The organism is Aerosakkonema sp. BLCC-F183 (assembly GCF_041929145.1).
Classification (GTDB): Bacteria; Cyanobacteriota; Cyanobacteriia; order Cyanobacteriales; family Aerosakkonemataceae; genus Aerosakkonema.
In genome coordinates, this window is record NZ_JBHFNU010000082.1 from 19,395 (window position 1) to 42,920 (window position 23,526).

Consider the following 23,526-nt stretch of genomic DNA (forward strand, 5'->3'; position numbering starts at 1 on the left):
TTGTCAGCGGTCAGAGATCGAATTACTGAGAGCTAACTACTGGGAATCGCCTTTTAGCAGATAACTAGGAATCAGCCAAAACCAGAGAATCTTTTGAACCCCAGTAGGCGTATACAGGGGTGTGGGGGTCGGGTAAGCTGGCGAAAGTGTTAGGTTGCCTTACGGTAATACGATCGCCTGACTTTAATTCCACCACACAATGAACGTGGGTACCCAAATACATAACGTGCTGCAAACGTCCTTCAAAACAGTTTCCCTGTAAGCAAGAAGGTTCCAGATTCAGTTGAATATTTTCTGGGCGCACGCTAATCGCCACAGAAGCTTGAGGATGCCAAGCAGTTGAGGAGTCCAGCCTTTGCGCCACCACCTTCATTTTAGATTCTGTCAGCACCTCGATTTCCGAGCCGTTCAAAGATAAAATTCGGCCTTTTAACAAATTGGTATCCCCAATAAAATCAGCAACAAAAGCTGTTTGTGGACGCTCGTAAATTTCGCTGGGCGTACCTATTTGTTCGATTTTGCCGTCGTGCATAACCGAAATGCGATCGCTTAAACTCAGCGCCTCCTCTTGGTCGTGAGTAACCATGATAAAAGTGAGGCCCAAATCTCGGTGTAAATTGGTCAGCTCCACCTGCATTTCCTTACGCAGCTTCAAATCCAACGCTCCCAGAGGTTCATCCAGCAAAAGCACAGCCGGTCGATTTACCAACGCTCGCGCCAACGCTACCCGTTGCTGCTGACCCCCAGACAGTTGAGCCGGAAAACGGTTAGCCAAAGCTTCCATTTTAACGAGCTTGAGAGCTTCTTTAACCCGTTCTGCGATCGCCGCCCTTGGCAAGCCTTTAATCCGCAATCCAAAAGCGATATTTTCCCAAACGCTCAGGTGGTTAAACAAAGCATAGCTCTGAAACACCGTATTTACCGGTCGGCGGTAAGGCGGTACTTTAGTCATTGGCTTGCCTTGAATTAGCACCTCACCGGCGGTCGGCATCTCAAACCCCGCAATTAAGCGCAGCGTCGTCGTTTTACCGCAGCCGGATGGCCCAAGAATACTAAAAAATTCACCCTGGCGAATGTCAAGGTCAACCCCCCGTACAGCAGTATCGACTTTGAACACCTTGAAAACCTTTCGGAGTTCAACATCCAGTACTGTGTAAGCGTCCCTGGCGTCTGGATTCTGAACAGCAGTCTGAGACATAATGGCGAAAATCCTTGTAGCGATGCCCCGGTTGCCAGCTGAATCAGCATTATAGTTGATGCAGTGGCAAATTTGACCTTGGCTTATTTTGACATTCTGCCACTGACTGAAGCCAGCTGCCCAGTCAGTCAAATTGCCAAGAGTTGGTGTAGAGGGAGGCGGAAAGCTCCCAGAGCAGAGGTGGGGGTATACTTGAACTCAAAACTCTCCGACGCCGGACGCACTGGCCCCCTTCATACTCAAATTTCAAAACTTTGGAACTCAAGACTTAGGAGTACTGCCGTATGACCTTGCTTTGGTCTTCCTCGCTAGACAGTAAATCAAAGACCCGCACGGTCGGACGAAATTACCAGTCCCTGTTTGTGATGCTAGTCATTACATTGGTGATGGTAGGAGGGATTGGCAGTCGTCTTGCCTACCTGCAACTGATCCAGGGAGAACGCAATCGGGAACTAGCTGAGAACAACCGGATTCGGATCATTCCCAAACAACCCGAACGGGGTAATATTTTCGATCGCAAAGGCAGAATCCTTGCCAGCAGTCGTCTTTCCCGCTCAGTTTATTTATGGCCGTTGATACGCAAGCAAAAATCCTGGCCTAGCACACGCAAGCGTCTTTCCGAGATCCTGGAAATTCCCGAAGCAGATATTGAAAAGCGTATAGCACAAGTAGGGGAGAACAATCCCACCCTAGTACGAGTCGAGCGCGACATCACTCCGGAAAAAATAGTAGCGCTGGAAGAATCCCAACAGCAACTCGAAGGAGTAGAAGTAGACATAGAACCGGCGCGGGTATATCCCAATAAACAAGTGGCAGCCCACGTACTCGGTTACACCGGTGAAATGAACGATCTTCAGTTAGCTAAGGCGAGGCAAAAAGGCGATGACTATCGACTCGGAGATGTCGTCGGTAAAATGGGCGTCGAAGCAGCTTTTGAGAAAAAATTGCGGGGAACGTGGGGCGGTCAGCAGGTGGAGGTGGACGGCAAGAACCAGATTTTGCGTATTTTGGGGGATAAACCGTCAGAACCCGGTGAAGACGTGCATTTAACCATCGATCTCGATTTGCAGAAAGCGGCAGAAGCTGCTCTTGGCAATCACAGAGGTGCGGTTGTAGCAATGAATCCAAATAACGGAGCGATTTTAGCGATGGTTAGCCGTCCCGCTTTCGATCCTAATTTGTTCACACCTCGGATCAGCCAGAAAGCATGGCAGGAACTGCAAAAGGCAAACCACCCATTTGTCAACCGCGCCTTACAAGCTTTTCCACCAGCCAGTACCTTTAAAATTGTTACTACCACTGCTGGCATCGAATCGGGCAAAGTTCCTTCTACCATAGTTTTGGGAACTTATCCAGCTCTTAGGGTGGGTGGAATTTCCTTTGGAGAATGGAACCACGCAGGATTTGGTGCTTTGGGATTTGTGGGCGGTTTGAAGTGGAGTAGCGATACATTCTTTTATCAAATCGGGATGAGAACCGGTGGGCCTGCCCTGATCGACTGGACTCGACGGTATGGCTTTGGCGAAAAAACCGGCATCGAATTGGAGAGTGAAGAAGTAGCCGGTTTGGTAGCCGATAATGCTTGGAAGCTGAAGCGGATGAAATATGAGTGGACTGTAGGCGATACAGTGAATATGTCCATCGGTCAGGGCTTTCTCCAAACCACACCCATACAAGTGGCTGTGATGTTTGCTGTTCCCGCGAACGGTGGCTACCGAGTTAAGCCCCACCTGCTCAAAGATGATGAGGATTCAAAAAACTGGCGGGTAGATTTGAACCTGAAACCGGAAACGGTGCGAGTCCTGCGCCAGGGTCTGAGGGCAGTAGTAAGTGGCGGTACCGGCGCAGCCCTGAATTCACCAACTATTCCTCCTGCTGCGGGGAAGAGCGGCACATCTGAAGTAGCCCACGGTAAACTAACCCACACTTGGTTTGGTGGCTATGCGCCCATAGACAATCCGGAGATTGTTGTGGTGGTTTTTGGGGAACATTCCGGCGGTGGTGGTGGCAAGTTCGGAGCTCCAAAGGTGCTGAAAGTTATGGAGGCTTACTTTCGTCTGAAGGGAGGCGGTAAGGTTGCTCCCACTAAGCCAGTCAAAAGAAGGAGATGAATCTTAATACTAAAAACACGGTACAAAGTGACTAATCGCGGTATACTACCAGGATGAGTTAGAGGATAGTATATATCGTTAAGTATGTCACGCCGAAAGAAGCCGCCAAGCAACTCGGAGTCCACTTCCGTACCCTCTCCCGATGGGAAAAAGAAGGGAAGATCCAAGCGATTAAAACCCCTTCCGGTCAGCGAAGATACGACGTTCAAAGCTACACAGCTAAGTCTGGATCTGTTCGGTCTACAGTCATCTACGCAAGGGTTTCCAGTCGCGCCCAACAAGCAGACCTCAATCGACAAATTGCCGCTATCTCCCATCTCTACCCAGACGCAGAGATTGTTAGCGAAGTCGGGGGTGGACTCAACTTCAAAAGGAAGCGGCTTCTTGCCTTATTGGAACGAGTCATGCAGGGAACTGTCGGGCGCATTGTGGTCGCTCACAAGGACAGGCTGGCCAGATTCGGGTTTGATTTCTACGAGTGGTTCTGTTCTCAATATGGGTGCTCCATCCTGGTTCTCAACGAAACAAACTTATCTCCAGAAACAGAAATGGTTGAGGATATCCTCGCCATCCTCCACTGTTTCAGTAGCCGACTCTCCGGACTCAGAAAATATAAAACTCAGCTCAAAGAAGATCCAAGTCTACCCCGATTTAAATCTGAAAAAGGAATGGAATAGATGGTTAGCCGCTTGTCGATATTGTTTTAATCAGGCGATTGCATATCAGAAAAAGAACGGTCGAACGACAAAGCTCAAACTTCGCAACATCGTGATGAACTCCGATTTGCCAGAATGGGTCCTAGATGCACCGTGTCATATCAGGCAGAATGCTATTTTTGATGCTCATCAAGCGTATCTAGCATCTCCATATTGTAAGTTCAGGAGTTGTCAAGCACCGAGACAGACAATCAAGTTCAATAACTCTAATTACAAGTCGGGTAAGTGGTATCCTAACTTGACTAAAAAAATGGGTTGTATTTCCAGTGAACCACTACCAAGTACTACTAAGTTCGCTACTCAGTTAATTAAAACTAAGGTGGGGTGGTTTGCAGTGTTCTTAGAAGAAAGGGAGTCGAAACCAACTTCGGGAAAAGAGCGAATTATCGCTTTAGACCCAGGAGTTCGTACTTTCCTCACTGGCTTTGACGGCAATAGGTTTATGGAAATCGGTCAAGGCGATATGAGTAGAATCGCTAGGCTATGTCAGCATCTCGATAGCTTAATGAGCCGAATTGCACGCAGTTCTTCGAGTCGTCAACGACAAAGAATGAGAAAGGCGGCGGCACGGATGAGGGACAAGATTAGGAACTTGGTTGATGAGATGACTTCGATCGGCTTTTTATCGCGTATGAAAGAGGGGAGAGTGGGGGAGCGGGGAAGTGGGGGAGTGGGGGAGTGGGGGAGCGGAAGAATTAATATTTTCCCTCTTCCCTCTTCCCTCTTCCCCTAACCCCTAACCCCTAGCCCCTAACCCCTAACCCCTAACCCCTTAATTTTTTTGTAATTTTCTGGCTTTATAAAAAGTTTCTAAACTGTCGCGATCGCCCACAAAGCGCCAATGCCAAGGCTCATAACTGACGCCTTGAGAATTGTTTTTGGGAAATGACATCTCAAAGCTATAGCGAGCTGCATTAGCTTGCAGCCATTTGAAAGCAGCAGTATTTTCAAAATTAGGATTCAGGTTGGTTGCAGGTACTCTACCATCCCCAATATCGATCGCATAGCCGGTATGATGTTCGCTGTAACCAGGCGGCGCACTCACACTCGCTCGTTCTGCTGCCACCTGCCCCCGTTGCGCTTTAACGTCAAAAAACAGGTGTTGCTGTTCGTTTACCGAACGAAATCCCGAAATAGGGACTAATATTGCTCCCTGCGCCCTAGCTGCTGCCACCATAGCGTTAAATTGCTGAGCAGCACTTTTGCGTAGCTTAATGCGATTATCCACCGATACAGATTGAAGGTCTTGCGGGAGCGCTTCTTTGTAGGCAAAGTGTCCCGCCTGTCCCAAGATGATATCCGGCTGGCTTGCAGAAGTATTGACAGCTTCTGTGGGCGTTTGACTGGGTTTGGCGATCGGTTCTGTTTCATTCTTTTGAGCCATCGTCCCAGAAGAGGATTGAGACAAACTGGCAAACCACAAACCGATAAAAAGGGCAAACGCTCCCCATCCCACCAATAATGCCACCAGCCAGACTCGCTGCCACCGACGCTCTTGTGATGGAAACTGGGTTTCCCGCAAAGCTTCAGGAATATCTTCTGTCGAGGGAGCTGCTACTTTCGACGGCTTTCCAGACAAGCTGGCGTTATCCACACCATTCACTCCTGCACTTAAGATTAAAACCGAACATCATAAAAATTGTAACGGTCTTAGATTCGCGATCGGTCTCGGTCATCGGTCAGAAAAGTTGTGAAACTGTAAAACTTTAGAATTTTGAGATCTTGAGGCATTTAAACATTGACCCCTACTTTTGCTTTTAACCTCAAATACCATGCCCAGTCCGGAAATTAAACTTCTAGAACTATATACGCCCCTTGGTGGAGGAGTGTTCCTGGGATGGTTGCTAGGCCGTATCCTCCCCAAAAACTTCCCCACTTATTTAGGTCACTTTCTGTTTTGGATCGGAGCTCCGATTGCTATTGTGGCCTTTCTGCGCGGAACCAACCTATCCGGGCCAATTTGGATCGCACCTCTGGCAGCTTGGGCTGCAATTCTGCTAGGAGCGGCACTTGCTTGGGCTGCCATTAGATTAGATGACAAAAAAGATCGTGCTTCTGTTTCTGCTTCTGCTACTGCCAGTTCTGGGAGTCAGCCGAATCAAGGCAGTTTCCTATTAGCATCGATGGTGGGCAATACAGGTTATCTGGGCTATCCAGTAACGCTTGCTTTAGTTGGACAGGAATACTTCGGTTGGGCGCTGTTCTACGATTTGCTGGGAAGTATGTTGGGAACCTATGGGTTGGGGGTTGCTCTTGCCGCTCGTTTTGGTATGGGGGCAAGCACTAACAAACAATTACTTGGGGCAATCCTCAAAACTCCCGGTCTGTGGGCTTTGGGATTGGGACTGGTTTTAAGACCCATTTCTCTACCGAATTGGCTCGATTTTGGCTTACAGAAGTTTGCCTGGACGATAATATCTCTGTCTTTAGTGCTAATTGGGATGCGGCTGAGTCAGCTATCGTCTTGGCGCGGTTTGCCACAAGCATCAATTTGCTTGGCGATTAAAATGTTGCTGGTTCCCTTAGTTTTGGGTTGGGGTCTGCGTGGCTTGGGCTTGACAGGCCCACCTCATTTGCTGATCGTATTGCAAATGGCGATGCCTCCAGCTTTTGCCACGCTGATTATTGCGGAAGCTTACAATCTCGATCGCGATTTAGCTGTAACTGCGATCGCACTCGGTACAGGCGGACTTTTCCTCACTTTACCGCTTTGGCTATGGCTGTTTGGAGTTTAAAGGCGCGGTGTAAGATGCTGCTAGTTGAGCGATACTCATTTGTTCGTAGGGTTCAAACGGTTGATGAATCCAGGGATTATCGGGTAAATAGTCTACGTAGTAATCTGGAACGATGACGGAACAAGCTTTGTACCAGAGTACGGCGGTGCGAATTTCCTCGATGCGATCGGCATAATGGTGTTTGAGCCAAACAACGCTCTGCTCCAGAGTACTCCCAGAATCTACTAAGTCATCGACTAAGAGAATACGGCTGCCCAGCTCGTCTGTTGTCATCGTTATGTGAGAGGAAAAAGTCAGATCGCCGCGCACTCGGTTCTCGAAACCACCATAGGATGAGGCGGCCAGAATAGCTAGGGGATATCGGTAAATCCGAGACAAAATATCGCCAATTCGCAATCCACCCCTGGCAAGGCAGACTATCTGGTTAAAGTTCCAGTTGGACTGATAGATTTTGACGGCCAACAGTTCAATCTTGGTGTGGTAGTCTGGCCAAGAAACGTAAAGGTCGGGCATAAATATAAACGCTATTTCCGATATAAATGACGATAAAGCATCTTTTAACTAAAGTTTGCCAAGTTAACCACTACTTTTGCTTTTGAGATTCCCGATCGAAGTCTGCCAATCTGGGAATCATCAGAAGCAAGGGTCGCTTTACTGCCTGCTTTGCCTTTACCTGCACTGTCAAGGCCAAACAAAACTAAGGCGTTTGACAGCAATAGAACATAAAATTGCACAAGTGGCACTTATCAATGAAAGCGTTTATTAAATTTATGAATAATTCTCCCCCTTCTGATGGCTTGTCGGAGACGCCTGGGAACGAAAAGCTCAGCTTCAGCACTAAACTGGCTTACGGTGCCGGTGATATGGGTGCGGCCATTACGGCTAATATTGGAGTATTTTATACTGCCTATTTCTTCACCGATGTTGCCGGTTTGGATGCTGGTTTAGCGGCATGGGCTTTGCTGATCGGGAAAGTTTGGGATGCGGTTAACGATCCGATCGTGGGAATATTGAGCGATCGCACCCAAAACCGTCGCTGGGGGCGTCGGCTACCTTGGATGCTGTACGGCGCGATTCCTTTCGGGATCGCTTTCTTTTTGCAATGGATTGTACCTCGCTTTAGCGCTAATGATGCTACCAATGATTGGGCATTGTTCTGGTACTATGTGGCGATCGCGATTTTGTTCAACTCGTTCTACACGGCTATTAATTTACCCTACACCGCTCTGACGCCGGAACTGACTCAAGACTATGACGAACGTACTAACCTCAACAGCTTCCGGTTTGCCTTTTCGATCGGCGGCAGTATTTTGTCTATCATTTTTGTCCGTATCATTGCCGGTTTAATTCCGGAAGACCGTATCCAGCAATATTTGTTAATTGGCGCAGTGTGTGCGGTGATATCGGTATTGCCTCTGTATTGGTGTATTTTTGGCATCCGCGCCCGCGTTATGGCTGTGGCGGCGCGAAACCCCAACTTAGAGGAACCTGTGTCTGTGCCTATTTTTGAGCAGTTACGGATTGTTTTGAGCAATCGACCGTTTTTGTTTGTCATCGGCATTTATCTTTGTTCTTGGCTGGCAGTTCAGCTAACCGCTGCCATTATTCCTTATTTTGTGACGAGTTGGATGCGCTTGCCAGATGCGGTAACTGCCCAAGTAATTTTTGCGGTGCAGGGAACTGCTTTTGTGACGTTGTTTATATGGAGTGCTGTCAGTCAGCGGGTAGGCAAAAAGGTCGTTTATTTTATGGGTATGAGCCTGTGGATTTTGGCGCAGGCGGGATTGTTTTTCTTGCAGCCGAGTCAAATATCCTTGATGTACGTTTTGGCAGTGATGGCAGGTTTTGGTGTCTCTACAGCTTATCTTATCCCCTGGTCTATGCTGCCAGATGTCATCGAACTGGATGAATTGAGAACGGGACAGCGCCGGGAAGGGATATTTTATAGTTTTTTTGTGCTGCTGCAAAAGATATGTTTGGCGATCGCAGTTGCTTTGGTGCTGCAAAGCTTGAATTGGGCTGGTTACCTTGTACCTACAGCAGAAAATGTCAGACCGATTCAACCTGCTTCTGCGCTTTTGGCTATTCGCTTTGCTATTGGCCCGCTGCCAACTCTTGCTTTAATTTGCGGTTTGGTGCTGGCATATTTTTATCCGATTACTCGCGAGGTTCATGCAGAAATTTTACACAAGCTCAGAGAGCGCGATCGCTAAGTCATTCAAATTTTAAAATTTTATTCTAAATCGTCAATTGGAAATTGACGATTTGGTAATTCAATGCTAAAGGTCGTCCAGCCATCATCGCTTTTGACGTTAATATTTCCTCCCATTTGTTTCACGAGTTTCTGGACTAAAGCAAGTCCCAATCCGGTACCGCCTTGTTTCCAAAGATCTGCTTGTAAAACTCGATAAAATTTCTTAAATACATGGGATAATTCGGCAGGGGGAATTTCTACTTCGTTGCTGACGGCAAATACAATCTTCGACACACAAGCGCAGGGCCCAGACTGTGCGGATGAAATATATTCTCCGGCTAAGTCATGGCAGACGCGCAAAATTATCCCGCCACCAGGCGGAGTATACTTGCAGGCATTGTTGAGCAATTCTGCCAAAATTCTTGCCAGTCCAGCGCGATCGGTAACTAGGGGCGGAAGTTCGCCAGACATTTCGACTTGGAGATTTTGTCCGCGTTCGTGAGTGCGGCTGTAAAATGGTTCGACAATGTTGGGTAGCCATTCTTCCAGCTTGACTGATTCTGCCAGGGAGAGGGGATAAGATGATGCTTCTAGGCGCTGTAAATCGAGGAGGTCGTTGATGAGTTCTGTTTCGCGATCGCACTCGGTTTTCAATATCTCCAAATAGCGCTGATGTCGTTCGCCGCTGGGCACTATTTTCAGCATTTGGATCGCCATTTTCATGTTAGCCATAGGCGTCCGCAATTCGTGGGAAACCGTACTCAAAAAGTCATCTTTAAGCAAGTTTAGTTTTTCCAGTTCTGCCACTTGCTCTTGTTTGATCTGATTGAGTTTTTCCAGTTCTACTACTTGCTCTTGCTTGAGTTGGTTGAGTTTTTCCAGTTCTGCTACTTGTGCTTGTGCTGCTTGATAAAGCCGTGCTTGACGAATGGCGATCGCGCACTGATTTGCTACCTGCTGTACCAAGCGTATTTCTAACTCGCTATAGCTGTGTTCTTTGTGATTAATTAACCACAAATCTCCCAAAAGTCCTTCGTTATCGAAAATCGGGCAAGCCAGCATTGCCACCCGTCCGCGCACGGGATTTGGAAATATAGAACAAAACTGGAAATATTGTTTTTCTAATAGCTGAGTGTATATTTCCGGATAGTTTGCCATATGGGCCACACGCCCCTGTTGCGCCGGAATTGAGACTGCGTATTCGTGGCAAACTGTGGTAATTCCCTTTTCTAAATCGTATATAGCTGCATTGCAAGAACCTATATTTAGCCCTACCGCTACTTCCCGCACAGCCGTTTCTAAAATTTGGTTTTCGTCTAGGCTATCTCTAACTTTGTCTGTGATACGTTTGAGCATGGCTTCAAAGTCGAGCGCCTTTTTCAACTCAGCGGTGCGCTCTTGCACTTGCTGTTCTAGTTCGGCGTTAAGCTTTTGTATTTGTTTGAAAAGTGAGGATTGCTGGATAGCAAGCGCCACAGTTGTTGCTAACTGTTGCAGTAAATCTATTTCAAAAGGTTGCCAGTGTCGCGCTTCGGAACACTGATGAGCGCATAGGAGTCCCCACAGTTTTTTGTTGAAGACGATCGGCACTAGGAGATTAGCTCTAATTTGTATTTGAGCTAATAGTTCTACGTAGCAAGATGGTAGATTTGCTCGCTCGATATCATCAATAGCAGAAACGTGTCCCTGTTGGTACTTTTGGATATATTTTTCGTTAAAACAAGGATCTTCGCAGGATACTCCTAATATTGACGAACAATTTTCAGCTATTGATTCCACCACAAACTTACCAAAGTTATGCTCATCTATTTGATAAATTGCTACTCGTTCTACTTGCAAAAAACTGCGTACTTCTGCTACTGCTTGGTTAAGAATTTCATCTAGGTCTAAAAACTGGCGGATGCGCTCTTGCATCATTCCTAGCAGTCGTTCCCGCTCTGTTTGCTGACGCAATGCTTCTTCTGCTTGTTTGCGATCGGTAATGTCTTGCACTCCGCCGTAGATGAGCAGGAAGCGATTTCTGTCATTGCAATATACTGGCTGACTGTAATCTCTCAGCCAGCGAAGTTCTCCATTTTTGGTGAATAGCCGATATTCGCTTACATCTGATTGCCAACACAGAATCCTTTGCAGGCGTTCTACAAAGATAGGCATATCTTCCGGATGAATGAGGTTTTGCCAGCCCCCGCGTGCTGCGATTTCTTCCCAACTGAAACCGGACATAAAACTAAAAGCATTTGTAATCCAATCCGTGACAAATAAACCGTTGGAATCTATCTTTGCAGCATAGGCAAAGTCCGATGTCAGTTCGGAAACGATCCGATAGCGCTCTTCACTTTTTGCTAAATCTCTTTCTGCTTGTTTGCGCTCTGTTATCTCGCGCACAAATATCGCCACTTCATCACTGCTGGTAGGAACGATTCGAGCTTCAAAATCTCGTAATTTTCCTTCAGTTTGCAACTGATACTCAAAAATTTCTGTTTGTTTGTTTGCTAAAGCTTTTCTGATTTGCCTTTTGGTCTTATCGGCTATATTTTTTGGTAATATTTCACCTATTTTTTTACCCAATAATTGACTGACAGGGAATTCTAAGGTAAAGCCTTTTGGAGGTTTACACTCCAAAAAAGTAGTATCTTTATAGACGCGAAATATAGCATCCGGTATTGCATCCGACAAAATTTGAACAGGCGATTCGCTTTGTGGCGATCGCTCTTGAAAAAGCGTGCTATTATTGCTAGCTACCGAAACTTGTAAAAAACCCCTTAGATTGCCATTACTCTCTTTAAGTGCAGAGTATTTGACATCAGCCCAAAACTGTGTGCCGTCTTTGCGATGTACGGAAAATTTCCCTGTCCATTCATTCTGCTGGGCTACCGTATTGCTAATTGCTGCGATTTGCTGCGAGCTGATTTGAGCGGCGGTTAATTCATAAAAATCTTTACCGATAACTTCTGCTGCTTGCCATTGATAGAGGTTTTCGGCGTAGCGGTTCCAATACGTAATCTTTCCTTCTGTATCTGTTGTGATGATGGCGTGGGGAGTACTATCTAAAATCAATGCCTGAAAATTCATTTGCTCCTCTGCTTGCGGCTGTATTTCTGCCGCTAGTAGAATTTGCGATCGCGGTTTTGAGGTGGCATCATCCAGGCGATATTGACGGAGATTATTAAGCCCTTCTATTTCCATACACAAATTATTTTTTCCCTGGCTTATACTATCCGCTACGACACTCGTCATAGAATCAGGCTAGACTAGCTGATATTAGCAATCTATACGCTTTCCGGGCTTGAGTCCATAGATACATATTTTTTTCTTATCCCGAACAGTTATACCAAAATACTGGGAGAGTTTTCCCCCATCTCTGAGACTATCCTAGCTCCTTGACATCCCTAAGTTCCCCAAGCAGTCACACTCTGGGTCAGACTCTTCTAGCATTTAGGCTGCTTTGTCGTCAAGCTGCTGTCCAGAATATGTTAAGATTTGTAAAAAAAATGAGTGTAAGGTCAGCGAATGAATCCTTCCCAGTTACAAGAAATATCAACTCGCCTAGAAAGCAAGTCTTCGCGGGATCGGATGATAGCCCTCGCCTCGTTGCGGGATATCCCGGCAGTGGAAGCGGTACCTTTGATTAAAAAAGTTTTAGATGATGAAAACTTACAAATTCGGTCTATGGCAGTCTTTGCCTTGGGCATCAAGCAGACACCTGAATGCTATCCAATTTTAGTGAAGTTGCTGGAGACCGATCCGGATTACGGAATTCGCGCTGACGCTGCTGGTGCTTTGGGCTATCTGGAAGACAATCGTGCTTTTGAGCCGCTAGTACGGGCTTTCTACGAAGATACAGACTGGCTGGTGCGCTTCAGTGCGGCAGTGGCGCTGGGCAATCTCAAAGATGGGCGTGCTTATGAGGTATTGGTTCGGGCGTTAGATACTAAAGAAGTGGTACTGCAACAAGCAGCGATCGCAGCTCTAGGTGAAATCAAAGCGGTAGAAGCAGTCGATACTATTCTCCGCTTTGCCCAATCTGAAGATTGGTTAGTACGGCAACGCTTAGCAGAAGCTTTAGGTTATCTTCCCAGCCCCAAGAGCATTCCGGCGCTGAAATATCTGGAAAAAGATGCTCACCCGCAAGTTTCGGAAGCAGCCAAAATTTCTCTCCAACGTCTGGAGGAGACACCCATTGAGTAGCTTATTGGCGAGAGTGGGGGAGTCAAAAGTCAAAAGTCAAAAGTCAAAAGTCAAAATTCCTCCCTCTTCCCTCTTCCTTCTCCCTTTTCGCGCTTCCCCAGTCCCGATGCCCTTTTTTGACTTTTGACTTTTGACTTTTGACTTTCATTAACCCCTAGCCCCTTGTAAGATTGGGATTGGGATTGAAAAAACTTTTGGCGCGAGACAGTTTGCTTCATGGATGTTAAAGAATTTTTCCAGCTAAGCGCTGGCAAATGGTTTTCACAACGCACCAGTCACCATCTAGCCTTCAAGCAATCAGAAAGCGGCAAATCAGATATCAAAATTGAAATGCTCGCCGGAGACGACCCGGTAGTGATCGATTTGTGCCAGCAGTACGACATCGACCCGAAGTTAGCTTGGGGTGGGGCTCGCGTCACTTGGGACGGGACAATGGAATGGGATAGCGAAAAACACGAAGGTTCCTCAGTGCTGGTACCGATACCCGATTTGGATACACCCCAAAGCGGCAAGTTGCTGAGGGATGTCGGTTATGCTGAGAAGGCAGGGGTCGCTGGTCGCTACATTATCGGTAGTGATGATGCGATGACACTGATTACCGAGTACGAAACGATGTATTCAGAAGAGCGCATCTGGTTTGCCAGTCCTAACTTGCGACTGCGAGCAAGCATACTCAAGCGTTTCGGTGGTTTCAGTATGGCATCTTTTTGCTCGGAGATTCGTATGGGAGTAACTAAAACCTAGACATCAAAAATTCACTCTTCCATTTTTTCCTTCTTTGTGTGCCTGTCCTGGGTGGGCCAGCGCCTTCAGCTTGATATAGAAGTCAGAGGATAAGGCTTCAGGGATGAATTGCTCAATCGGTCGATGACTGAAGCCCCACTCAGGATATACAGTGAATTCCAGATTTTCTCTTTGTTGGCTGGACTGATAGTCTGAATTGCCATTGGTCAGATGAGTTTTCTCCTCATCTGACTTTGGCAGTAGCGATGGGAGTTCTACAGAATTTTCGCTGTGGTTGGGGTGACTTTCCTTTACTTGTGCTAAGGCGATATTCGATTTGGAGGTATGTTCCTCTGAAACAGGCTGTACCAAAGCTTCAAACGGGTTTGAAGTAGGGGCTGCTTCCATGTTGGGGATTAAATCGTCGCAAGGTATAGAAATTGCCGGTGCTTGTATCGCAAGGGGTTTTAACTCTTGCTGAGATGCCTCCTCTGCATCTGAGGCGCTGCTAAAGAAAACTTCTCGAAGTTCTTTGGGTAGTTTGTTACAAACGAGGCGTTCAAATTCGTACTTGAAATGGTAAATGGGTTGCTTGCGCCGCAGCCAGATAACTAAAATCTGCTCGACCGAAATGGATTTATACCGACCTTGATACAGTGCCTCAATTACGGCGAGCCGCACCCAGTCGGCTGGGTAATTTTTACTCCAACGCTCAACCAATTCAGTAGCTGGGTAGCCGCCCAAGTCGAAACTGTAATTAGCCAACAGCAACGTAGCGGCGGCGGCAGCTGCTTTGTTTTCTTGTGCTGGAGAGCCTTTTTCTAGTTCGCTCATTAAATGTTAATAGGGCTTGGTTTAAGATTTGGGAGTATGCGATCGACCTGCGAATTAAAAGCTAGCTTCATAAACGATAAACGGAGTTTTAGTTTTATTTTTGTCACAGCAGGCGTTCATTAGCGATAGTGGTTAGGTTAGGCAATTTTATCTTTCCCTTTTTGTGCCACGACGCTTCACCTGCTACCTGTATGGCAACCGATCGATAGTGTAAACGGGATTGACAACCTCCTGGAGTAAAGTCAGATGATTGAAGTTGAGCATTTATGCAAAATCTACGGCTCGACCCCAGCCATCCAAGATGTTACCTTTACTGTGGAGCCGGGGGAAATCGTCGGTTTTTTAGGGCCAAATGGAGCCGGTAAAACGACGACGATGCGAATTTTGGCCGGGTACTTACCGGCTACCAGCGGTACGGCTCGCATTGCTGGGTACGATGTCCATTCCGATTCAATGGCGGTGCGGCAGCGAATAGGCTATTTGCCAGAAGTGCCGCCGCTGTATCCGGAAATGACGGTAGAAGGCTTTTTATACTTTGTCACCCGAATTAAGGGGGTAGCGGCGGGCGATCGCATTGCGTCGGTTAACTCGGCCATCAAACGCTGCAATCTGGAGGAAAAGCGCAAAGTCGCGATCCGCAAGCTTTCCAAAGGGTTCAGACAGCGAGTGGGAATTGCTCAGGCGATCGTCCACGACCCACCGGTGATTATTTTGGATGAACCGACAGTTGGTCTTGACCCCCGTCAAATCATTGAGATCCGAAAATTGATCGAGAGTCTTGCCGGTAGCCACACGATTATTCTCTCAACTCATATCTTGCCGGAAGTCCGCATGACTTGTAGCCGCGTGACAATTATCAATCGCGGCAAAATTGTGGCAACTAATACCCCGGAAAATCTGGAGGCTAGTTTGGCTGAAGGTTCGGGGTATGAAGTCGAAGTAGAGGGAGATGCTGCCACCGCTTTGGCAAGATTGAGAGCAGTGCCGGGGGTACGTTTGGTAGAATCTATGCCGATGGAGCATCTACCCTCAAGTCGCGCTCTCTACCGGATAACATCGGAAACGGGAGCAGAACCCGGTCGCGAGATAGCGGCTGCTTTAGTATCGGCTGGATTGGGATTATGCGAAATGCGACGCACACGCGCCACTTTAGAGGATGTATTCCTAGAACTGACAACATCGGAAAAGATGACAACTAGCGAGGAGCAAACTCACCCCCAACCCCGACCCGTACAACAGGAAAGCGAGATTGGTAGGGAAGCTCTTGAGCAAGGAGATAAGTAAACTATGCAGATAATCCTCGCCAATATTATGGCTATCTATCGCAGGGAGTTGCAGAGCTATTTTGCTTCGCCCTTGGCGTATGCGATCGCGGGTGTATTCTGGTTTGTGGCTGGCTGCATTTTTATGACTATTCTGCTGGGGACAGTTAATCAAGCCGCAGAATACGATCGAATGTACGGCGCAACCGTACCGCCGATCGATGTTGCCAACTTGGTTTTGCAAAGTTTCTTAAACGTGATGGGCTCGTTTTCGTTGTTTGTGCTGCCGATGCTCTCGATGGGTCTTTATGCAGATGAGCGCAAACGCGGTACTTTGGAATTGTTGGCAACGTCGCCCATCACCAACTGGGCGGTGTCGGTGGGCAAATTGTTGGGAGTCTTAACATTTTTTACGGCGATTGTCATGCCGATGTTGGCGTATGAGGCGATCGCTTTGAGTGCGGCTGACCCCCCCGTACCGCCAGCTGTACCTTTATTGGGGCATTTGGGATTAATTTTGCTCGCCGCTAGCGTACTATCTTTAGGGATGTTCATCTCTTCCCTTACAGATAGTAACGTTCTGGCGGCAATCTTCACGTTTGTGGCTGTCTTGCTGCTGTGGATGATCGATTTATTCGCCGGTATGTGGGGCGGCTGGGTTGGCGCAGTATTTAGCTATTTATCATTGCTGAAGCACTACAACAACCTGGTACAAGGGATTTTGGATAGCAGCAGTTTGATATTTTTTGCTAGTTTTATTGTTTTGGGGGTGTTTCTCACCGCTCAGTCGATCGATGCCTTGCGCTTTCAGCGATCGTCATAGGGAATTTCAAATTTTAGATTTCAGATGGCAAATTTAATAAATCTGAAATCTGAAATCTTAAATCAGCAATTAGTAATTAGCCAATGAAAACATTCAAATTCAGCGATAAATATGGCAAATATCTGCTCTGGATAGGGCTATTTCTACTTGCTGCCGGTTTTACCGCTTGGGTAGTATCGGACAAGTGGTTGCCCGTACCGCTTTTGTTGGTAATTTGTGGAAGTGTGGCTCTAGTATTGTGGTTGGCAAGTCAAGGTAATGGGGATTTAACTTCGCCGACACAAAGTTTTTGGGGACAGCGTTCCACACAAGCAGGAACTAATGCCTTTGTAGCTACGGCAGCAGTTGTGGCGATTTTGGTGGTAATTAACTTTTTGGGCGTCCGCTATTCGGGGCGGATGGACTTGTCAGAAAATCAACAGTTTACTTTGTCGCCTCAGTCGCAGCAGGTGGTGCGGGATTTAACGCAACCGGTAAAAGTGTGGATATTCGATCGCAATCCCGATCCCAAAGACAAGCAATTACTGGAGAACTACCAACGTCAGGGGTCAAAGTTCAGCTTTGAGTATATCGACCCGAATGTCAATCCAGGATTGGCGAGAAAATTTAATCTCAAAGAAAGCGGCGAAGCTTATTTGGAATATGGCGAACAGCGAAAGTTTATCCAAAACGTCAATCAGAATGAGCCGCTTTCGGAAGAAAAACTGACTAATGCTATAGAACAAATTAAAAGCGATCGCACTCTGGCAGTATATTTTCTGCAAGGTCATGGCGAACGACCGATGGAGTCAGTCAGAGATGGACTGTCTCAAGCAATGAAGTACCTGGAGCAGAAAAATTATCAAAGCATTGCGCTCAACTTGGCAGAACGTTCATCAGTTCCCGATGATGCCGTTGCCGTCGTGGTAGCGGGGCCAAAACGAGCTTTGTTTGAGCAAGAAGTCAAGGTGTTGCGCGAATATCTCGATCGAGGTGGCAGCTTGCTACTAGCATTAGACCCCAATACCGATCCGGGACTCAATACTTTATTGGATGAGTGGGGTGTGAAATTGGAAAATCGTCTTGCCGTTGATGCCTCCGATGATGGGCGTTTGATTGGATTGGGACCGGCTACTCCCATCGTGACTAACTACGGAAATCATCCCATTACTAAAAATTTTGGCAATGGCATTTCTTTCTATCAAATGGCAAGACCTCTAGATATTCAACCTATCAAAGGTGTGGAGGCGACGCCACTGTTGTTGACTTCTCAAGATAGCTGGGCGGAAAGCGATTTAGAAAATCGGGAATTAACTTTCGATCCCAAGCAGGATCGCCAAGGGCCGTTGATTTTAGGGGTAGCTTTGAGTCGTAAAGCGGAATTTATATCCAATTCCCAGCCAGCACAAGCATCACCCTCTCCTGCGGCATCTCCAGATAAGTCAGAAAGCCAAACATCAAAACAAAATTTGGATAAAAAGCCAAAAAAACGCTCAGATGAAGCTCGTTTAGTTGTGTTTGGAAATTCTAATTTTATCAGCGATGGGGTATTCGATCGACAGTTAAATGGCGATGTGTTCCTCAATTCAGTCAGTTGGTTGAATAGGCAAGAAAATCGCACTCTTTCCATTCGTCCCAAGCAGCCAAACCAGCGTCGTCTGAAGATGAGACTTTCCCAAGCTGGCTTGTTAACTTGGATAAGTATAGTCATTTTACCTTTAATCGGATTTGGAACTGCTGGCTGGCTTTGGTGGCGGCGGCGATAAGGAAGATATCTGGAGGTTGCTGTCTCATATGAAGTTACCGAAGTCTACTCTAATTCTGTTAATATCGGCGACGTTATTAGGCGGTATCGTTTATCTGTTTGAAACCGAGGGCAGACCGCAGCTAGAAGCTGCAAAAAATAAGGAAAATCTGGTTTTTGATTTCCAAGAAAAAGATGTGCAAACTGTGGTTTTAAAAACCCAAAATAAAACTATACAGTTTGAGCGAAATCAGCCGCAGCAGAATAATGTTTCCGCCACTAAATGGCAAATGAAAATCTTGGAAATTGCCAAGGAAACTGAGACAAAACAAGAAGCTGAACCGAAAGAAAAAACTGAATCTGGCGATAACAAAACAACTGCATTGCCTGAAAATAGTACGGGAAATAGTTCTGGCGATAAGAAAGCAACACCATCTCCTGAAGCAAAAGCCACAGAACGACCAGAAGAAAAGATTGGCACCCAAATGCCAGCCAATGACGCCTATGTCGCTTATTTGCTGGATAAGTTAGTTAAGGCAAAGGCCGATCGTATCCCCAGCGATCCGCGTATAGATTATGGTTTGAATGAACCTCTAGCCACTGTGGATATAAAGTTAAATAATCAGGTAAATCATCAACTGATTTTAGGTAAGCCTAATTTTAACGATACCTCCTTGTATGCGATCGCCGATCCTCCCAAACAAGTGAAGGAACCGATACAAGTGCTGTTGGTAACTAAGGATTTCGAGTATGCGGTAAATCGACCTTTATCTGAATGGAAACAATAAGAGAAGGGCGTCGGGAAGAGGTCGTGGGGGAGTGGGAAAATCAGTTAACAAAATCTTAACTAGCTAATTTCCTCTCCCATCTCCCCGACGCCCGACGCCCGACGCCCGACGCCCTGAGTTAGGGTCTGACGAATCTGCTCTAAAAGTTCCTCCATCGACAAAGAAGCAGGCAAAATTCGCGTGGCGATTTCCCGCAAAGCCAAATCTAGAGACTCTTCCAGACCTGACGACGATTCATCTGTATTTAACTGTTTAGCTAGCACAAGCGTAGGAGGTCTTTGTCCAAACCGTTTGAGAGCAGAGAGCTCATTTATTAATTGGTTTGAGGTTGTTAATTCTCCCAGATCTATTAACAGCAAATCTATACTACGGTGCTGAACTTGCCGCAAAACTTCTTCCCAAGAATGACCTATCACACCTTTAAACCCAGCCGTTTGGAAATACTGGATTAATACTTGCAGCTTCTCCGTTCGCTTTTTAGTAGCAGCCGCCATATCCAGATTTGTCAGTTGTCGATCGTGTCTGGCTTCTGGGGAAGTGGAACTAGCAGATTCCATACCAGAAGTCACCGTTGGTTGTATAGGGTCAAAAGAAGGAATTAAATCCGGCAAAGTTAAGATATCCACAACTAAAATACTGGGTTTGCAGCTCATACCGGCAGCTACTTGAATCGCCTGTAATAAAGTATTGGGTTCTAATGAAGATCCAGGGGCTGTCAAACAGGGAAATACTTGTAAAGGCAACTTTCCATGTTTACCGCTTATTTGAAGAGCAGCTTTAGCAGTCGCTTCATCCAAAACCACCAAGGGCAAACTTGCCAAGGCTGGGTGTTGGCTCAGCTGTTCTAGGTAAGGCACAGGCTCGGCAATTTGGCTTTCGAGTAAGACTACCTGGGGCTGCCAAACCCGCGCTAGAAGTTCGGCTTGGTCGAGATCGTCAACTTCTAAAATCCGGTAATTGTATTGATGCAAAAGTTTACTCAAATTGGGGTGAGGGAACGAGGAAGCCTGGTGTGAATTTGCGACTTTCTCGCCCTCCAAACCGCCTGCTGGGGAATTCTTAAATATTGCCGTGCTAGAAGCCGGCTGGTGAGCCGGCTCGACAGATAAATTAGTTGTAGAGATCGCACTGTTGCGATCGTCTGCCAAATCTCCTGGCGCACGAGTACTGAGCCGCAGAACGATCAAACCGGTACCGGAAGCTTGTCCCTGTTCGGATGCTTGGGGGTGAGTTGCCAAGCTTTCCAAAGTTTGGCGCAAATCATCAACTTGCACCGGCAAAGTCAAAAAGCTATTCGCTCGCTTACTGTAGGCGTAATTCTTTTCTGCTCTGGTGGCGGTGACGATCACTGGGATGTGTTGAGTTTGGGGAGATGATTTGAGCAAAGTGAGTACATCCCAACCTGAGAGGAGAGGTAGGAGAGGATTGAGGAAAATCGCACAAGGTTGCAACCGTCGCGCTTTTTCTAAAGCTTCCGTACCGGAGCGAGCAATGACGACTCGATAGCCCAACCCCAAAAGCTGGTTTGTGAGTTCTTCGATCGATCGGGGTGTGGTTTCTACGATTAAAACTAAGCGAGATGAAGCTTCTGACTTCTGGTATGAACCATAAGAGTTTTGCTGAACAAAATAAGGATTTTGATTTATAGAATTTTCTTCCCATTCCGAACTCATTGTCGGGAATTCATAAGTATTTCCAGGTGGGCTGGGAGGTAGGAGAAGCGTAAACTCGCTACCTGTACCTGGCTTGGAAATAAAAGTAACATCCCCGCCGTGAAGGCGAGCGAGACGCTGGGTTAAAACCAGTCCGAGTCCGGTACCGTCAAACTGACGGGTGAGGGGATTTTCTAGCTGTTGAAATTTTTGAAAGATGAGGTGTTGCTTTTCTTCGGGTATGCCTATCCCTGTATCCCAGACTGTAAAAGCAATCCAGCCTTCCCAGCGGCTGACTTTTAAGCCAAAGTGACCGTTAGGCTCTGTAAATTTAAGCGCGTTGGAGAGCAGGTTGACAAGCATTTGGCGCAGGCGCAGTTCGTCTGCGATCAAGCTTTCTAAACTGGTTTCGATCGACAGAGTGAAGTTAGGCTCTGGGGTGAGGGCAATGCGTTCTTCTTCTTCTTCTTTGTTTTTTCCCCATACGAGGTGTCGAGCTTGCTCATAAGCTCGATCGCAGACATTTTGGATATCCACGGGAGCGAGGGTCAGATCCAGCTGCCCGGTTTCCATACGGGTAAGATCCAAGATGTCGTTGACGACAGTCATGAGATGGCGAGCGCTCTGGTGGATCAGTCGCGCATAGCGGATTTGGCGATCGTTGAGCTCGCCCAGCAAACGATCTTTGAGCAAGCTGGACAAGCCTAGAACAGCTGTGAGAGGGGTTTTTAGTTCGTGACTGATGCAGGCTAAAAATTCATCTTTAAGGCGATTGAGTTGAATGAGATCGGCATTTTTAGCTGCCAGTTCTTTGGCGACTTGTTGCTCGTCCGTAACATCCTGTGCCAGCACGAGCCACAAGTCACCACCGATCGCTTCTGGAGAGCTATTAAATATTTCCGCCCCTTTCTCCGGCTGAGAAGTCGGCTTACTGTCGATGTTTTGTCCCGATTGCTTGGCTCTGACGGCTTCGTACTGGATGCCAAATGCTTCGTGTGTAAGCCGCAGAGTTTCTTGTTCCAGTACGGGAATCGGAGGCGCTACCAGAGAGCTATCCTTGTTTGCGCCTAAAGTTGCTAAGCAAAAGTTTTCATAACACTTAGTCACTTGAAGCAGCTCTTCTGGTGTACTTTGGGGGGTGCTTTGGCTATCTTGGCTGGATAAAACGTTGCCCAGAGGGATTTTGATAAATTGCCACGCTCGCTCGGAACCATTTTGCATGGGACAGATACAAATGCAAGTGTTTGGATTTGTACCCAAATGACAAAGTTTAGGGGCCAAAGTGCGATCGTGAGGAGTCGTCGGCTCGTCTGAGTTTTTGGCTGGGGTGGCGATCGGCAAAACGGAAAAATCAAATAAATTTGAGGCTTCGCCAAACAAATGGTTCCATTCCTCCACTTTGGCATCTTGCCCCGGAGGTGGTGCTTTTGCCAATAGTTCAGCGGCTTCGCGTCTGATCGATTCGGGGTCTTGCAGGGCTCCAAAGTGTTTGCGCCACGCTAAATTTTGGTTTACGGATTCACCGTTGCCTGTTTGCAACATGATGGGCAAGGGCAGCCGTTCCAGCAGTACAATCAGGGGATGAAGGGTTTCCTCTAGGGTAGTGGTGGCGGGGCTTTTTGAGGGGATGCGATCGACAGGCAATCTTGGCGCTGCTGGTTTTTGTGGAGGTTCGGATTCTGCTAATATTTCTGGGGATAAGCGATTGGACAGGTATTGCAGAAGACGCTGAGTATCCAGCAAGCCCACAAACTTGCCAGTGGGATCGACTAGAGCCCAGTCAGGGCTGGGAGCAGTTTTATACCTCCGATCTTGTAAGTATGGCCAAAATTGTTTGAGGGTAAAATCGGCAGGTAGGGTCGCGAGCGGCTCAATGATGGATAAACCGAGATCTAAAATAGGTTGCTGTAAATTAAATTCTGGCGCAATTTGGGGTCGGCGCGATGTAACATATGCTTTATTTACCGGAGGGCGATCGAACGCATCTTGTCGCTCTACTTCGCCAAGGCTCCTTCCATAAGCTGCACCCGGAAAGGTAGGAGGCAAAGACGGCTCGAAGTCTGCTGTCATAAAAGTCGCTTCTGGGGCACTTTTAAATATTGCCCCCCCAGAAGCCGATTTGGATAAGTTCAAGTAGGGCAGTAGACTGCTCAGGTGCAGTATTCCCATAGGGCGTAGCTGTTCGTTCACCACTACCAAGCTATTTGTGTAACGAGTAGTGGTGGTGCTGGGCTCGCAGTTGTCCTGGCTGAAAATTTCCAGCACTGCTGCGAGGCTCATCCTCTGCGTGCAGATTGGCACGATGGCGATAAATTCTTTCAGGCAGGGGGTAGACATGGGTATGTGCTGTCTGGCTGGCAGTTCAAAATAGCTGAAAGCGCCTCTTTGAGTCCACAGTCCCATGACTTTTACGCCTCAACTGCTTTACATACAGGGTAGGCGGTGCGTCTTTTTCAGGTGGAAGCAATGCCTCTAAGCTGGGCAAATGTTGTTTAACGCAGAGTAGGAGACGCTTAAAGGGTCTACATCATATTATGAGCTCAGTACGAATTTTCCTTCTATTTTGGCAATTACAATTA

At 47.1% G+C, this 23,526-nt stretch carries 18 protein-coding genes; 11 read left to right on the forward strand and 7 right to left on the reverse strand.

Annotated features, from left to right (window positions below):
- Positions 1-64: 64 nt before the first annotated feature.
- Positions 65-1,198, reverse strand: coding sequence for an ABC transporter ATP-binding protein (locus ACE1CD_RS24205; RefSeq protein ID WP_374826514.1), 1,134 nt, complete (start codon positions 1,196-1,198; stop codon positions 65-67).
- Positions 1,199-1,482: 284 nt separating this feature from the next.
- On the opposite strand from ACE1CD_RS24205, the gene mrdA reads away from it, so the two are divergent.
- The 3 genes from mrdA (at position 1,483) to ACE1CD_RS24220 (ending at position 4,758) form a co-directional block, all read left to right on the forward strand.
- Entirely contained in the window at positions 1,483-3,309 is a 1,827-nt protein-coding gene (gene mrdA / locus ACE1CD_RS24210; RefSeq protein WP_374826496.1) for a penicillin-binding protein 2, read from the forward strand.
- Positions 3,310-3,383: 74 nt separating this feature from the next.
- The gene (locus ACE1CD_RS24215; RefSeq protein ID WP_374826515.1) at positions 3,384-3,986 is read left to right on the forward strand and encodes an IS607 family transposase; all 603 of its coding nucleotides are present in this window, start codon (positions 3,384-3,386) and stop codon (positions 3,984-3,986) included.
- Between the two features lie 94 nt (positions 3,987-4,080).
- Positions 4,081-4,758, forward strand: a complete 678-nt coding sequence (locus tag ACE1CD_RS24220) for a hypothetical protein (RefSeq protein ID WP_374798049.1) — start codon at positions 4,081-4,083, stop codon at positions 4,756-4,758.
- Positions 4,759-4,797: 39 nt separating this feature from the next.
- Here the strand turns inward: ACE1CD_RS24220 and ACE1CD_RS24225 are convergent, their stop codons facing one another.
- Positions 4,798-5,619 (reverse strand): D-alanyl-D-alanine carboxypeptidase family protein, encoded by an 822-nt coding sequence (locus ACE1CD_RS24225; protein ID WP_374826497.1) that lies wholly within the window; start codon positions 5,617-5,619, stop codon positions 4,798-4,800.
- 178 nt (positions 5,620-5,797) lie between these two features.
- Between ACE1CD_RS24225 and ACE1CD_RS24230 the strand changes: the two genes are divergently transcribed.
- Positions 5,798-6,760, forward strand: coding sequence for an AEC family transporter (locus ACE1CD_RS24230; RefSeq protein WP_374826498.1), 963 nt, complete (start codon positions 5,798-5,800; stop codon positions 6,758-6,760).
- Here ACE1CD_RS24230 and ACE1CD_RS24235 read toward each other — a convergent pair.
- Both ACE1CD_RS24235 and ACE1CD_RS24240 read right to left on the reverse strand, forming a co-directional pair.
- On the reverse strand, positions 6,740-7,273 hold the full coding sequence (locus ACE1CD_RS24235) for a phosphoribosyltransferase (protein ID WP_374826499.1): 534 nt from the start codon (positions 7,271-7,273) through the stop codon (positions 6,740-6,742). The genes ACE1CD_RS24230 and ACE1CD_RS24235 overlap by 21 nt on opposite strands.
- Before the next feature lie 44 nt (positions 7,274-7,317).
- Complete coding sequence (locus ACE1CD_RS24240) at positions 7,318-7,494, reverse strand: hypothetical protein (RefSeq protein WP_374798041.1); 177 nt, start codon at positions 7,492-7,494, stop codon at positions 7,318-7,320.
- A gap of 36 nt (positions 7,495-7,530) precedes the next feature.
- Here ACE1CD_RS24240 and ACE1CD_RS24245 point away from each other — a divergent pair, with 36 nt between their 5' ends.
- Positions 7,531-8,973 carry an MFS transporter gene (locus ACE1CD_RS24245; RefSeq protein WP_374798039.1) on the forward strand — a complete coding sequence of 481 codons (1,443 nt, stop codon included), beginning with the start codon at positions 7,531-7,533 and terminating at the stop codon, positions 8,971-8,973.
- A 20-nt stretch (positions 8,974-8,993) separates the two neighbouring features.
- Here the strand turns inward: ACE1CD_RS24245 and ACE1CD_RS24250 are convergent, their stop codons facing one another.
- A complete protein-coding gene (locus tag ACE1CD_RS24250) occupies positions 8,994-12,191 on the reverse strand; it encodes a PAS domain S-box protein (protein ID WP_374826500.1) in 3,198 nt (1,065 codons plus the stop codon).
- Positions 12,192-12,464: 273 nt separating this feature from the next.
- Between ACE1CD_RS24250 and ACE1CD_RS24255 the strand changes: the two genes are divergently transcribed.
- Positions 12,465-13,142 (forward strand): HEAT repeat domain-containing protein, encoded by a 678-nt coding sequence (locus ACE1CD_RS24255; protein ID WP_374826502.1) that lies wholly within the window; start codon positions 12,465-12,467, stop codon positions 13,140-13,142.
- A gap of 216 nt (positions 13,143-13,358) precedes the next feature.
- On the forward strand, positions 13,359-13,886 hold the full coding sequence (locus tag ACE1CD_RS24260; RefSeq protein ID WP_190464608.1) for a phycobiliprotein lyase: 528 nt from the start codon (positions 13,359-13,361) through the stop codon (positions 13,884-13,886).
- Between the two features lie 3 nt (positions 13,887-13,889).
- Here ACE1CD_RS24260 and ACE1CD_RS24265 read toward each other — a convergent pair whose 3' ends face one another.
- Entirely contained in the window at positions 13,890-14,699 is an 810-nt protein-coding gene (locus tag ACE1CD_RS24265; RefSeq protein ID WP_374798033.1) for a hypothetical protein, read from the reverse strand.
- Between the two features lie 246 nt (positions 14,700-14,945).
- Between ACE1CD_RS24265 and ACE1CD_RS24270 the strand changes: the two genes are divergently transcribed.
- The 4 genes from ACE1CD_RS24270 (at position 14,946) to ACE1CD_RS24285 (ending at position 19,295) form a co-directional block, all read left to right on the forward strand.
- Positions 14,946-15,983, forward strand: a complete 1,038-nt coding sequence (locus ACE1CD_RS24270) for an ABC transporter ATP-binding protein (protein ID WP_374826503.1) — start codon at positions 14,946-14,948, stop codon at positions 15,981-15,983.
- Positions 15,984-15,986: 3 nt separating this feature from the next.
- On the forward strand, positions 15,987-16,784 hold the full coding sequence (locus ACE1CD_RS24275) for an ABC transporter permease (protein WP_374826504.1): 798 nt from the start codon (positions 15,987-15,989) through the stop codon (positions 16,782-16,784).
- Positions 16,785-16,867: 83 nt separating this feature from the next.
- Complete coding sequence (locus ACE1CD_RS24280) at positions 16,868-18,529, forward strand: GldG family protein (protein ID WP_374798027.1); 1,662 nt, start codon at positions 16,868-16,870, stop codon at positions 18,527-18,529.
- Positions 18,492-19,295 (forward strand): hypothetical protein, encoded by an 804-nt coding sequence (locus ACE1CD_RS24285; RefSeq protein ID WP_374798025.1) that lies wholly within the window; start codon positions 18,492-18,494, stop codon positions 19,293-19,295. Before ACE1CD_RS24280 ends, ACE1CD_RS24285 begins: the two co-directional genes overlap by 38 nt.
- Positions 19,296-19,354: 59 nt before the next feature.
- On the opposite strand, the gene ACE1CD_RS24290 is transcribed toward ACE1CD_RS24285, so the two are convergent.
- Positions 19,355-23,350: an ATP-binding protein gene (locus tag ACE1CD_RS24290; protein WP_374826505.1), complete on the reverse strand. Its 3,996-nt coding sequence runs from the start codon at positions 23,348-23,350 to the stop codon at positions 19,355-19,357.
- Positions 23,351-23,526: the final 176 nt, after the last annotated feature.

What these genes read in the sequence shown, in the direction of transcription:
- ACE1CD_RS24260 (WP_190464608.1), top strand. Translation starts at nt 13,359, where the DNA reads ATGGATGTTAAAGAATTTTTCCAGCTAAGCGCTGGCAAATGGTTTTCA.
- ACE1CD_RS24280 (WP_374798027.1), top strand. Translation starts at nt 16,868, where the DNA reads ATGAAAACATTCAAATTCAGCGATAAATATGGCAAATATCTGCTCTGG.
- ACE1CD_RS24205 (WP_374826514.1), bottom strand. Translation starts at nt 1,198, where the DNA reads ATGTCTCAGACTGCTGTTCAGAATCCAGACGCCAGGGACGCTTACACA.
- ACE1CD_RS24290 (WP_374826505.1), bottom strand. Translation starts at nt 23,350, where the DNA reads ATGGGACTGTGGACTCAAAGAGGCGCTTTCAGCTATTTTGAACTGCCA.
- ACE1CD_RS24270 (WP_374826503.1), top strand. Translation starts at nt 14,946, where the DNA reads ATGATTGAAGTTGAGCATTTATGCAAAATCTACGGCTCGACCCCAGCC.
- ACE1CD_RS24220 (WP_374798049.1), top strand. Translation starts at nt 4,081, where the DNA reads ATGAACTCCGATTTGCCAGAATGGGTCCTAGATGCACCGTGTCATATC.
- ACE1CD_RS24275 (WP_374826504.1), top strand. Translation starts at nt 15,987, where the DNA reads ATGCAGATAATCCTCGCCAATATTATGGCTATCTATCGCAGGGAGTTG.
- ACE1CD_RS24235 (WP_374826499.1), bottom strand. Translation starts at nt 7,273, where the DNA reads ATGCCCGACCTTTACGTTTCTTGGCCAGACTACCACACCAAGATTGAA.
- ACE1CD_RS24265 (WP_374798033.1), bottom strand. Translation starts at nt 14,699, where the DNA reads ATGAGCGAACTAGAAAAAGGCTCTCCAGCACAAGAAAACAAAGCAGCT.
- mrdA (WP_374826496.1), top strand. Translation starts at nt 1,483, where the DNA reads ATGACCTTGCTTTGGTCTTCCTCGCTAGACAGTAAATCAAAGACCCGC.
- ACE1CD_RS24245 (WP_374798039.1), top strand. Translation starts at nt 7,531, where the DNA reads ATGAATAATTCTCCCCCTTCTGATGGCTTGTCGGAGACGCCTGGGAAC.
- ACE1CD_RS24255 (WP_374826502.1), top strand. Translation starts at nt 12,465, where the DNA reads ATGAATCCTTCCCAGTTACAAGAAATATCAACTCGCCTAGAAAGCAAG.
- ACE1CD_RS24250 (WP_374826500.1), bottom strand. Translation starts at nt 12,191, where the DNA reads ATGACGAGTGTCGTAGCGGATAGTATAAGCCAGGGAAAAAATAATTTG.
- ACE1CD_RS24230 (WP_374826498.1), top strand. Translation starts at nt 5,798, where the DNA reads ATGCCCAGTCCGGAAATTAAACTTCTAGAACTATATACGCCCCTTGGT.